Annotated in this window: 11 protein-coding genes and 2 pseudogenes; 5 read left to right on the top strand and 8 right to left on the bottom strand. The window is 39.7% G+C overall.

What is annotated here, in order from left to right; translation table 11 throughout:
- The first annotated feature begins 8 nt into the window (after positions 1-8).
- From PECL_RS09600 to PECL_RS10335, 3 genes and pseudogenes are all read left to right on the top strand, one after another.
- A pseudogene (locus PECL_RS09600) lies at positions 9-1,633 on the top strand (type I restriction-modification system subunit M).
- The gene (locus PECL_RS09605; protein ID WP_014386913.1) at positions 1,623-2,813 is read left to right on the top strand and encodes a restriction endonuclease subunit S; all 1,191 of its coding nucleotides are present in this window, start codon (positions 1,623-1,625) and stop codon (positions 2,811-2,813) included. The pseudogene PECL_RS09600 and the gene PECL_RS09605 overlap by 11 nt, the downstream one beginning before the upstream one ends.
- A 213-nt stretch (positions 2,814-3,026) precedes the next feature.
- Positions 3,027-3,089: a putative holin-like toxin gene (locus PECL_RS10335; protein WP_230083882.1), complete on the top strand. Its 63-nt coding sequence runs from the start codon at positions 3,027-3,029 to the stop codon at positions 3,087-3,089.
- A gap of 155 nt (positions 3,090-3,244) precedes the next feature.
- On the opposite strand, the gene PECL_RS09615 is transcribed toward PECL_RS10335, so the two are convergent.
- From PECL_RS09615 to mobQ, 4 genes are all read right to left on the bottom strand, one after another.
- Positions 3,245-4,369 (bottom strand): ArdC-like ssDNA-binding domain-containing protein, encoded by a 1,125-nt coding sequence (locus PECL_RS09615; protein ID WP_014386914.1) that lies wholly within the window; start codon positions 4,367-4,369, stop codon positions 3,245-3,247.
- A gap of 2 nt (positions 4,370-4,371) precedes the next feature.
- Complete coding sequence (locus PECL_RS09620) at positions 4,372-4,587, bottom strand: hypothetical protein (RefSeq protein ID WP_003713050.1); 216 nt, start codon at positions 4,585-4,587, stop codon at positions 4,372-4,374.
- Between the two features lie 120 nt (positions 4,588-4,707).
- Positions 4,708-6,843 (bottom strand): type IA DNA topoisomerase, encoded by a 2,136-nt coding sequence (locus tag PECL_RS09625; protein WP_014386915.1) that lies wholly within the window; start codon positions 6,841-6,843, stop codon positions 4,708-4,710.
- A 96-nt stretch (positions 6,844-6,939) separates the two neighbouring features.
- Positions 6,940-9,003, bottom strand: a complete 2,064-nt coding sequence (mobQ, locus tag PECL_RS09630) for a MobQ family relaxase (protein ID WP_041534824.1) — start codon at positions 9,001-9,003, stop codon at positions 6,940-6,942.
- Positions 9,004-9,255: 252 nt separating this feature from the next.
- Between mobQ and PECL_RS09635 the strand changes: the two genes are divergently transcribed.
- Both PECL_RS09635 and PECL_RS09640 read left to right on the top strand, forming a co-directional pair.
- Positions 9,256-9,483 (top strand): hypothetical protein, encoded by a 228-nt coding sequence (locus PECL_RS09635; RefSeq protein WP_080952786.1) that lies wholly within the window; start codon positions 9,256-9,258, stop codon positions 9,481-9,483.
- A 21-nt stretch (positions 9,484-9,504) separates the two neighbouring features.
- A complete protein-coding gene (locus tag PECL_RS09640; protein ID WP_014386918.1) occupies positions 9,505-9,783 on the top strand; it encodes a hypothetical protein in 279 nt (92 codons plus the stop codon).
- On the opposite strand, the pseudogene PECL_RS09645 reads toward PECL_RS09640, so the two are convergent.
- From PECL_RS09645 to PECL_RS09655, 4 genes and pseudogenes are all read right to left on the bottom strand, one after another.
- Positions 9,773-9,985, bottom strand: a pseudogene (locus tag PECL_RS09645) (hypothetical protein); the annotation flags it as partial. The gene PECL_RS09640 and the pseudogene PECL_RS09645 overlap by 11 nt on opposite strands.
- An 88-nt stretch (positions 9,986-10,073) precedes the next feature.
- The gene (locus PECL_RS10365; RefSeq protein ID WP_014386920.1) at positions 10,074-10,205 is read right to left on the bottom strand and encodes a hypothetical protein; all 132 of its coding nucleotides are present in this window, start codon (positions 10,203-10,205) and stop codon (positions 10,074-10,076) included.
- A 440-nt stretch (positions 10,206-10,645) separates the two neighbouring features.
- On the bottom strand, positions 10,646-11,614 hold the full coding sequence (locus PECL_RS09650) for an IS3 family transposase (protein ID WP_324608744.1): 969 nt from the start codon (positions 11,612-11,614) through the stop codon (positions 10,646-10,648).
- On the bottom strand, positions 11,542-12,075 hold the full coding sequence (locus PECL_RS09655; RefSeq protein ID WP_003680910.1) for a helix-turn-helix domain-containing protein: 534 nt from the start codon (positions 12,073-12,075) through the stop codon (positions 11,542-11,544). The genes PECL_RS09650 and PECL_RS09655 overlap by 73 nt, the downstream gene beginning before the upstream one ends.
- Positions 12,076-12,296: the final 221 nt, after the last annotated feature.

The following is a 12,296-nucleotide window of genomic DNA, read 5'->3' on the forward strand; positions in this document are numbered from 1 at the left end:
GTTAAACAATGTCAGAAAAAACAATGCAAGCTAGTCAACTTGAAAGTGCCCTATGGAATGCGGCCGATGTCTTACGCGGGAAAATGGACGCCTCTGAATATAAAAATTATTTATTAGGGTTAATTTTTTATCGGTTTCTATCTGAGAAAACCTTGACGACCTTTAGTGAATGGGCGGGTGAAACCGAAAATGTCACTCAGAAATATGCTCAGTATATGGATCCTCAGTTCGAGTTGGAAGGCGTCTCGGTGCAGCCCAGTTTAGTGGAGTATTTGCAAAACACGCTCGGCTATTTAATTCAACCACAAGCGTTGTACACCACCCTGATTGGCAAGATTCAAGCCCATACTTTTGCGTTAGACGATTTATCTCAAGCACTTCATGATCTGGAACAGTCGACACAAAATCTATCTTCAGCGCAAGACTTTTCGGGCTTGTTTGCCGATGTGGATTTAAGTAGTAATAAATTAGGCAGTTCTTTACAACAACGGAACCAAACTATTAGTGATACTATGTTAGCTTTAAATGCGATTGATCTTATCCATCATCAAGGCGACGTCCTAGGTGACGCCTATGAATACTTAATCGCGCAATTTGCCAGTGATTCTGGTAAGAAGGCGGGTGAATTTTATACTCCACGGCAGGTGTCCGACATTATTGCCCAGATTGTGACTTATCAGCGCAATGCAGGTGACAAACAAGTTCGAACTATTTATGATCCAGCGGTTGGTTCCGGTTCACTGCTATTAAATGTCGGACAGCACGTGCAAGACCCCAATTTAGTGAGTTATCACGGCCAAGAATTGAACACCACGACCTATAACCTGGCCCGTATGAACCTAATGTTACATGGAGTCTCGTATGACGATATGCACTTACGCAATGGTGACACGTTAAGTAAAGATTGGCCGGTTGACGAACCTTACTTATTTGATGCGGTCGTCATGAACCCGCCCTACTCGGCACACTGGGATAACAGTGATAAACGCTTGTCTGATCCCCGTTTCCGCGACTATGGCGTCTTACCACCTAAATCTAAAGCCGACTTTGCCTTTCTGCTACACGGCTTTTATCATCTGCAGGAACACGGGACTATGGGTATTGTCTTACCCCATGGCGTGTTATTTCGGGGGGGGCTAAGGAAGGCAAAATTCGCCAAAAGCTCCTGCTGGATAACCGGATTGATGCCATTATTGGGCTACCCGCTAATATTTTTCATTCCACCAGTATTCCAACGTTGATCATGATTTTAAAGAAACACAAAACCACTGACGACGTCTTGTTTATTGATGCGTCCCGGGAATTTGAGAAGGACAAGAATCAAAATAAGCTAACGGCAGCCAATATTCAAAAAATTGTGACCACTTATCAAAACCGGCAAGATGTCGATAAATATGCTCATGTGGCCTCACCGGCGGAAATCAAGGAGAATGACTACAACTTAAATATTCCGCGCTACGTTGATACATTTGAACCGGAACCCGAGATTGATCTGAACCAGGTCAAAGCTGATCTAAAGCAACTGGACGAGGAAATCAGTCAGAATGAACAAGCCTTTAATGAATTAGCTAGCCAGTTAGTGACCACCCAGGTGAATGACCAGTCAAAACCGGAGGCCCACAATGAAAGATGACCAAGCTAAATATCCGCAATTAAGATTTAAAGGTTTCACTGATCCTTGGGAAAAGCGTACTTTAGGCCAAACTACAACCAAAGCCAAATCATACTCATTGTCACGCGATGTGGAACGTGATCATGAAACTGGATACCGTTATATCCATTATGGTGATATCCATACTGGAGTTGCTGATATTGTTACAGAGCACACCAAGTTGCCAAATATTGAACCAGCGAATTACGATGAACTCAGAGTTAATGACTTAGTAGTTGCTGACGCTTCTGAAGACTATCAGGGAATCGCTGAACCAGCTGCTGTTGTTGGTTTACCCACGCACCTGGTGGCAGGGCTTCATACTATTACTCTGCGCCCCAGCTCTGCGAGCTCCCTGTATCTTTACTATCTTCTCCACACCGACTCTTTTAAACACTTCGGCTACCAAATGGGAACTGGATTAAAGGTGTTTGGAATTAGCTGGTCGAATCTTTCAAAATTCACCTTCATGATTCCTTCTCGACCAGAACAAGAAATGATTGTTAAACTCATCGAATCCGTTGACAACCTGATCGCAGTCAACCAGCGTAAGTTAGCTAAGCTTAAGGAACTTAAACAGGGCTATTTGCAAAAAATGTTCCCCCAAAATGGGAGCAAGTTCCCGCAATTAAGATTTGCAGGGTTTGCTGACGCTTGGGAAGAGCGTAAGTTGGGAGATATTACTAAAATAAGCACCGGAAAATTAGATGCAAATGCAATGGTTGAAAATGGCAAGTATGATTTTTATACTTCTGGAATTAAAAAATATAGGATCGATGTAGCAGCGTTTGAAGGACCGTCCATTACAATTGCAGGTAATGGAGCAACAGTTGGATACATGCATTTAGCGGATAATAAGTTCAATGCCTATCAACGAACTTATGTGCTCCAAGAGTTTCTAGTAGATAGAAGTTTTATATTTTCAGAAATTGGAAATAAGCTGCCTAAAAAAATAAAACAGGAAGCTCGTACAGGAAATATTCCGTACATTGTTATGGACATGTTGACTGAACTGAAGCTATCGATTCCTCAGAATAATTCAGAGCAACAAAAAATAGGTTCATTCTTTAAACAGCTAGATGACACTATCGATCTTCATCAGCGTAAGCTTGAAAAACTCCAGGAACTAAAAAAAGGGTATCTACAAAAGATGTTTTGTTGATTCTTAATTTGATCAAATTTAGGATCCTATGAAACCCCATGACTTAATTTTTATTGTGCTTGGTCAACACTTAATTCACCTGTATAATGGATTACGCAGGAAGTTTTAAGGGCGGTGGCTGTCTTTTCCCTTGCGAGGTGAGGCCCATGGGAACATGGAATAATCTTCAGGAAGGTTTCACAGTCAATGAGCGTCTTCCAGACACTCTCGTTGATGTTGCTGTTTGCAATGTTTATTTTAGCGTTGCTAACATACATCGACAAAAGGAACAAATAAAAAAGCCGCCCTGCGTAACTTTGGCTAGGTTACAGGGTGACTCAACTATCATTTTTTAACTAATGCCACCGCCTTTGAAGCGGCTTGCGCGGGAAGTCTTGTTAGCGCAAGGCTTCCCTTTTCTATTACATTATAGCATGACCTTTAAAAACTGGCTAACGTTTTAGACTTTGATCAAGTTCGGATTCGGGTTGTTTGATCTCCGGATTCTGTTCAGCAAATGCTTTCAGTTGTTTTTGAGTTCGATCACTAATTTCTTGGTGCACATCGTTTAACTGGTTTTTAAATTGCGCTTTCTGTTGTGGACTAGTTGCCTGTTGGATTTGTTGTTGCAAGCTTTGATAGGACTTATTCAGTGACTGGGCTGCTAGCATTTTTAAATCATGCTCAGGCTCTTTTTGGGCTTCTTGTAAGCCTAATTGTTTGGTTAACCCGTCGCTAAGCTCAATCACTTTGTTGCTAACTTGCTGGATTTCACTTAAAGCACTATGGATCACAGCTGTATCTTTAGCCCAGGTAGCCACATAACCGAGCGAATAGTTACTGGTATCAACGCCAATATTTTGCATGGCAACATATGCGACCGCTTCGGCCTGGGTTTCCTGATAGGCTCGTGGCCGATCTTTAAAGGCTGATTTTAAGCCGTGTAGCTGGCTATGCGCATATTCGTGGTATAACGTCTTTAGTTTCAAAGCATTGTCGGGCTCATCGCCACCAATGACGATTTCATTAGTGCTGGGTTGAAAATACCCCTTAGCCCCATTTAGCGTCGCTAAAGGCACTTCACTGACTTTAAGGTCGGTTTGCTGGTTTAAATAATCTTTGAACGCGTTATATAAACTTGTCACATTCTGATGATCGGCCAAATTTTCTTTGACAAAATCTTTAGCACTTAGGACTGGTTCGCCGCTTGTCTGTGATATGTCAAATACTGGAATATAGCGATAACCAACTATGGCTTTTTCTTCGGTCGTATCAAGCCTTTTCTGATCCTCTGGAGTTAGTTTTTTAATAATAGGGGCCGCAATCCTGATCCCTTTTTCTCCTTTATTTACTGATCGTTTAAAATCATTCTGCCATTTTTTAAAGCCTGCAACTTGGCTGGCACTTGGATTTTGAGAATAGATAAGGTCAATATTACGTTGGCTATACCGGTGAAACTTTGCTACGGTATCAAGATAACTTTTAAATTTTTCACTATCAGTTAGTTTTAAAATTTCTTTTTCGGCATTTTCGACAAGCTGCCTTTTCCATTTTTCAGTTTCAACTTTACTTGGCATGATTAACCCTCCTCGGCGTCTACAAACTCTACAGAATTATCAATTTGGGGTAACTTGATAGATTGTGTGCCGTAAAGTGCTAAATATTCAGCATTCTTTTTTTGCCACGCAACTTGAATATATTTGCCATTACCCGCAACTTCTGATAGGTACTTATAACTGCTTTTATCCGTCAAAATAGGTAATTCGCTTGCTAATGCTTCCAGTTCATTTTTCATGATATATCCTCCTTCTTTTACAATTACACTCGTTGGTTAGGTTCACTTTTTGGTTTTTGAAAAGTAAACCTAAATGACGAGTTCATCAACCGAAACAACGTGCAGGGCGGTAGGCAGGTTCTAATCAAAATCAAAACTTAATTTATGGCCGTCAAGCTTTAACTTGGCGTCAAACAACTTTCCTTTTTTGCTCTTGAAACCCTTTAATTTGCTCGTTTCCCCCTTGGTGACCAACGCTTTAATGGCGGTCTTCCCGAGGGTCTTACTGCTCCATTTCTTGGGCAGGGTAAAGTCTTCGCCTTGCTTAGGCTTTACAATATAAAACTTCTGTTTATTTAAAACGGTCGCTTGCGGTGTTTCTAAGAAGACCTCGGCGGACTTTTGTGCTTGCTGTTGGTGATTGATTTGTTGCTTAATGGCTGAATTGCCGGTTAATTGTGTGGGGACATCAGCAATTAACTTCGCCACAAACTTCTTAATCTGGCTCAAAAAGTTATCTGGGGTGCGTTCTTCGGTACTGATTTGCTGTAATGCTTGCTCCCATTTAGCCGTCATTTCTGGGCTAGTTAGCAAGGGTTCGAGTTCAACCGCTTTACATAAAGTAATTCCGGCTTCACTGACGTGTAGCTTGTTCTTTTCAGTGACGAGATAGCCGCGTTTCTTTAACACTTCCAGCACATTGGCCCGGGTTGCACTTGTCCCAATGCCTTGCACATCTTTAAGAATCGCTTGGGCTTCTTCATCATCAAGCGTTTTGCCGGCGGTCTTCATGGCCGTAATCAGGGTACCTTCGGTAAAGGGGACCGGTGGTGTCGTTTCTTTTTGCGGTGTTTGCAGATTTGCTTGGACTTGATCGCCTTGGTGAACGAGCGGTAAAGTTGCTGCTGCTTGCTGGTCGGCTGTGTGATCATCAAATAATGCTTGCCAACCTTGCTTCGTTGGGACCTTACCCGTTGCTTTAAAATTGGCGCCACCAACTTGGGTGATAATGGTGGTTTCCTCGTACTCATACGGATCAGCAAACATCGCTAACGTCGTTCTTAAAACCAAGTCATAGACCTGTTGCTGTAATTTAGGTAAGGCCGCTAATTGATTTTTCGTCGGCACAACTTTAGTCATGATAATAGCGTAGTGTTCTTCAACCTTTTTCCCATTGACGTAACGTTTATTCGGGGTGGTATTGGTTAAAGCGACTTGCTTAGAGACTAACCCCAGATACTTCGTCAGATTAGCCACTAAATACTCAAATTCTTCATCAGTGATATAAGCACAATCGGTTCGGGGATAGCTAAGGAACTTGGCTTCGTACAAACTCTGAATGGCCGCTAAGGTTTGGCTGGCACTGGCATGATACCGTTTATTCATCGCACTTTGCAGACTGGATAGCGAGAATAGTTGGGGACTAGCACGCTTTTTACCTTGTTTTTGGACGTTCTTGATTAAACCGTCCTGTGAGCCTTTCTGAACGTGTTTAGCTTGCATGAATGTCATTAGCCCTACTTCGTCTTTAAACCGCTGATAGGGGTCTAATTTCGCGGCGAATTTTTGCTGATTGGCTAAAATTTCCGCATTTAGTTCAAAATAGGGTTCCGGCTTAAAGTTTTTGATTGCCTGGTCTCTTCGATAAACCATATACAAGGTTGGCGTCTGCACGCGACCAATTGAGTACACCCCGCGCACCCCTTTTTGTCTTAACAACAAAGTATATAAAGGACTGCCATTCATACCAATTAACCAGTCACTAATTTGACGGGTTTGGGCTTCTTTATAAGCCAAATAGTCTTTGTGCCAATCACCAAGATTTTTAAAGCCGGTAATAATCGCGTCTTTTTCTAGGCTATTCAACCAAAGGCGCTTAATCGTTTTCGACTTAACATCAATATGCGCTTGGTTCATGATCGACCACGCGATATTTGACCCTTCTCGACCACTATCGGTGGCCACAATAATGGTATCGGCTTTCGTTAACAGGTCTTTAACGACCTTGAATTGGGCTTTTTTACTAGCTGACACTTCAAACTTGTATTTATCGGGGAAAATCGGTAAATTAGATAAGGCCCATTGCTGGTATTTCTGATCATATTTATCCGGTGTGGCTAGTTCAACTAAATGTCCGAGACCATACGTGACAAGCGTATTATCGGGCAAAACAGGGTCACTAACCGTATAGTAACCCTGTTTTTTTGTGCTCTTTTGAAAGGCTTGGACGTATGAACGGGCTTGACTGGGTTTTTCAGCTAAGATAACAGTGGTCATGTTCGTTCACTCCTTATGATTCAATTTTTGATCTAATTCTGTTTTGCCTTGTTCAGCCGCTTTTAACCAGGTTTAACGGTGCATTTTTTATTCCGATTACAAGTGCATGCCCCCATCTTCATGCCGATTTCGAGTTTGGTGTTGCCGTTGCTTTTTCGCCATTTCCCACTCAGTCTCTTTTAAACCTTGCGCCTGTCTTTGTCGTTGGTAATCTTCATCACGAGCATATAGGGCGGCCATGATGGCGTCACTAAAAGCTGTCTTTAAGTAGTAGCTGGGGCTAACTGGCTTATAGTTCAACGGTTGATAATGCCCCATATTTGCTTTTCGGTGCTGATCGTCCTTATCTTGTTGCTCTTTTAACTGCTTTTGGATTTTCTCGATCTGACTGTTCTTAATCGTCGGATCGGCTTTGCATTCGCCAAAAAAGAGTTGTTTAGTGCCATCATGCTTTAAAACTCGTTGTAAGTGATGATTTTCTAACTGATCTAAGCTAAGCTGTCCCGATAAATAAGCTAGTCCTTGTTGATGTTCTTGGGGACTGAACACCTGTGGTGGATTTGCTTGCCACTGTTCAATTGTTTCAGCCTGACATGGCTTTAAAACAGGATCATAGTACATCACGGCTGTATAGGCTTGTTCCTGTTTAATCATTGGTAATTCATTAAAATTGCCGTTAGGAAAGGCTCTTCTTAAAACTTCCTGGTATTGGGTTTGAATAACTTGCTTAACAGCCATGATTGTTCGCAAATCTTTGACTGCGCGAGTAATCTTTTGCTGCTCGGTTGGTGAATACTTTTCTAGTAGACCTTGATCAACGTGTTCTAGACTTTCTAAGCTATCATCATGAATCATCAGCGTATATTTAAGCTCGATTTTGACTTCCTTTTCTTGTTGCATTAATAACTTCCAGCCAACGTATGGCCGTTTGGTAAAGGTCAATAATTGTTGGGTCAACAAATCATCACGAATGTTCATTAAACGTTCGTTTAATTCACTACCCTTGAAAACTGTTTGTTCGCTATCGGTTTCCTTAATTAATTCTCGTCTTTCAGCTTGCGTGGTCTGTTCAAAATTAAGCTCTGGATAAAGTTTTTTCGTCGTGCGATCGACCACTTTATTTAAGAGTTCATCTGCTTTTTTGAGTGAGCTTTCTTGTTGGTTAATTGTCAATAATTGTTTAGTCACATCTTCACCAACCGCATGTTTAATTAAGGTGCTGTTTTTCCAATTAAATAGCATGCGCCGTTTATCATCTAAGTTCTCCAAACTGATATAAGTTTTCAGTTCATGGCTTAACTCTTTAACTACCCGTTTTTCATTAAACGATAAGTGTTTACTTAGGCTATCTAAATGACCTCTATTGATTACTTTTTCTTGGTTGTTTTTATAACTGGCTTTGGCCTTGCGATAGTTCTTAACTTGTTGGTTAAATGCTTTTCTTTCATGCCGTTTGCTATTGATTCCCTCATGTTGCATTGGTGTGTCAGCTATTCCCTGTTCCACAAATGATTTTTCGCTGATCCGATCGGGAATATTTTTTTGCTCCAAAGCCTGATTTACACTTGCCGCCCAATTGTGCCGCCATTGATTGATTTTTTCTTTTTTATCCCAATCAACTAACCACACCTTTCTTGATCTTGGGAAACGACTATTTCCTGTATAAGTCTTGTTCCCATTTTCGTCTAATATGTTTTCTCGTTTACTTTTCAATCCCCACGTTCCGTCTGGGTTAAATGGACGGTTAGTTAACATCACATGAGCGTGCGGATTATCTGGGTGATCTCTATGAATTGCCACATCGGCAACCATACCTTCATCAACAAAATTTTCTTGTACATATTTTGTCAATAATTCTTTCTGTTCATCTTCACTTAATTCAACGGGTAGAGCCACGTTAAACTCTTTAGCGTACCGTGAGTTTGCTCGACGGTCTTTTTTTTCAACTTCGTTCCATAATTTCTCTCTATCACTCGCCCATTCTGGCGCATTCTTTGGTGTTAAAATAAAGCTTTCTGGCATAACCGACCGAGCATAAAAATAACTTCGGCCTTCTTTTTGATCGAATAATTTTTCGCCACTTCGATAACTTGCTCCAGCAATTGCACTTCTTCCTTTTCCAGCACTAATATTACTAAAGCTCATGTGAAAAATTGCCATGTCGGTCACCACCTTTCTTTGGGTTTATGGTTTTGATTTTGTTGTCGCCAACGGCGACTTCTAATACAAGTGTTTAGCACAATAACACAACCAACTTTAGTTGTTGTGTGTAAGTGCGCATTGACCTCGTTTCACTCGTTCTTCTGATTCTCTTAACTTTAATTTAGTGTATGCCTTCCGCTTCGCTATTTCAACTTCTATCCTTTGACTTAACGTTTCCTATATGATATAGTTTCGGTGATTATTTCTAATATGATTGGAGGGATCGTTATGTCTCAAAGTAACTTAGAAAAACAAGAAGCTAAATTAAAAGCCCTTAATCAAAAAATTAAGGACGAAAAAAATAAGATTGAACAACGGCTAGGTAAACAAATCATCAGTCAAGCCAATTTAGATTATGCTAATTTATCTAATGACAATATCAAGTCCTTATCCAAAAAAGTATCCGAGTTTTTAAAGGAAAAGTCCGTAGATCATTAGTCATAGGAGATGGGGAATTCCATGCCTAATCAATATGAAAAACTAATTGAACAACAAGCGCGTTTAAAACAAAAAATTGAGCGGGAAGATTTTAAATTACGGCAATCTAAATACTATGAAAATCGGCAAACCCGCAAAGCCCGTTCTCGCCGATTAATTCAAAAAGGGGCTTTATTAGAAAAGTACTTTCAAGCTAATAACCTCTCGGTCGAACAAACCGAAGAACTTTTAAAAACATTTGCTGACTATGTTAACGCCCATAAACCGGATAAATTAAAAAACGATCAACCTAATAACTAGGCCGATCGTTTTTATTTTCAGGATTGTTTTTTGGCTTAATTTCTGGATTGTGTTTAGCAAAGTCTTTTAACTGTTTTTGAATTCTTTGTGTAAGCTCTGCTTTACTTTCTTTGTGCTTCCTTTTACTTGATCGCTGTTGAATTATCTTTTGACCCTTACCTCTTCTTTTTGATTTTAGGTCAAGCGTAAAATCTAAAATTTTAGGTAGCGTCAAGAATCTTGTGTAAATGAAATGCCTTAAATTTTAATCTAGTTTTGTCACTCGGTTCATATCATTAAGCTGGTACGTCTTACTCAACGATAAGCCAAATCATGATTGCTAACCCAACAATCCCAATTAAGAACAACGCAACTATAAACATTATCATTGGAATAATGCCAAAAATTTTTAACCACATGTTATCATTTCTTTCTGTAATCAATTCTAAGCTCTTTTAAGCCATTCTATCTTACTCACGTATATTTATATTCAAGTTGTTATAAAACGTCTTAGAACGTATCTCATAGCTTTAAATTAACATGAAATCAATGAGGATAGAAATGCAATTAAGATTATCCCAACTGATAACAAAACTAATCCTAAAAATATTGAAAAAAACATATATTTTCCCTTCCAGCTCATTTTGTTTAACTTAGGCCTACCCTAATGTAATCACTAAAAAGCATTAATTTTATTAGTAACAATTAAGTGTTCCGGTGGCGTTCTTAGGTTACCCTTCTTATCTATATCATTGAGAAGTTTCTGTAATTTCTGATACTCCCGTGTTATGATTAATCTCGTTCTGACATTCCATTCTTAAAAAGACCATCTAAGAAGGTAACCTTAAAGTGCAACACAAAAGTTAGACAAAATTGAATATTTTTAAACTGCTAAGGCATGTTCCCTGTATTCGCAGGGAGTCATGCCTTTTGTTTTCTGTGATATCCGTCGATTGTTAAACCAATCGACGTAATTCTTTGTGATTTCCTTGAATTCTCCAATATCTTTACACTGTGGAAATCCATTAAGACATTCTGTTTTAAGAAGATGAAAGAAGCTTTCAATTGGCGCATTATCAAGACAGTTTCCCTTACGAGACATGCTTTGTATAAATTTTTTTTCGGAGAGTTTATCGGTATAGTAATTCAATTGATAATGCCAACCTTGATCTGAATGAATTATTGGTTTTATTCCTTCCGGAATATTTTCTGTGAGTTCATCGAGTGTATCCATAATTAGTTTACTGTTAGGACCATTACTTACTTGAAATGCTAAAACTTCCTTGCTTGCTTCGTCAGTAATAGCTGAAACGTAAGCCCACTTAGTATCGGCCAAGCGTACTTGTGTAACATCGGTATGTAATACTTTGAAAGGTACGGTTTCATTAAAATGCTGATGTAGAACGTTACGGGCCACTTTTCCAACTGTACCTTTATAAGATGAATATCTACCATTTCTGTGGCGGTTATAAAGGCTTACTTGAACATTTAATTCATCCATCAAACGACGCACTACGGCGTCTGATAGATGGATATCTAATTTAATGAGCTCTTCTTGAACGCGACGATAACCGTAGGTTAGACGTCCGCGATATCTTCCGCTTTCGGCAATTTTTAGTATCTCTACTTTTACATCTTCATACTTATCTACATAATTTTTGATACGTTTACGTTCATCATGATAAGTCGCTTTCTTAAGTCCAATGGTCTTAAGAATATCGCCGACTTTATACCGGTTAGATTTCGGAAGAGACTCTTGTTCGACCCTGATCTGATCAACTATTTGTGTTTTCTTTCGTCCTTTGAGGTTCCGAACAGGGTCATTGATTTTTTTAAGATTTCGTTCTCCAATTTTGCATCATATAATTCTTGATTCTTTTTCGTCAATTCTTCACGAAGTTGATCGATTTCGTTCTTGTTTACTAACTTACGTAATTTCTTCTGATTATGTTTCACTTTGGTTTTTCTGCCTTTCGGATGAGGCTTCAAGGCTTCTATACCATACTGATTGAAGGCTGTCCTCCAAAGACTGATTTGACAAGAATTAACATCAAATTTTGCGGATACTTCGGCTAAAGTTTCATCATGAGTTTGATAGTAGTTTATCACATCAACTTTAAACTCAACTGAGAAACTTCGTTTAACTCTTCTTCGTTTAAGAGCGTCTGCGCCGCTCAAACGAAAGTTTTGTATCCATCTACCTACTTGTATTCGAGGCAAGTTACGTTTCTTTGAAAGAAGACTGATACTAATGTCACCTTGAAGATATTCACTAACGACTTCTGCTTTTAATTCTGAACTATATTTGACCATAGAAAAAGTGCTCCATAACTATTAGATTTCTTGTCTAACAATTATGGAGCACTTTACACGAGGAGATCTCCAAAGGATAGAAACTATCCTTCAACACCATTTGACAAACTTCCTGATTTACTTGTCAGGACACAAAAAGAGGGGCCCCACGCGCTAGCGTGAGACCCCCCGACTTAAGTACAGCGTCAGTATTGTCTTGTTTTGATTGAACCCACCAAACC

The sequence above is a fragment of the Pediococcus claussenii ATCC BAA-344 genome (assembly GCF_000237995.1).
In the GTDB taxonomy this organism is placed as follows: Bacteria; Bacillota; Bacilli; order Lactobacillales; family Lactobacillaceae; genus Pediococcus; species Pediococcus claussenii.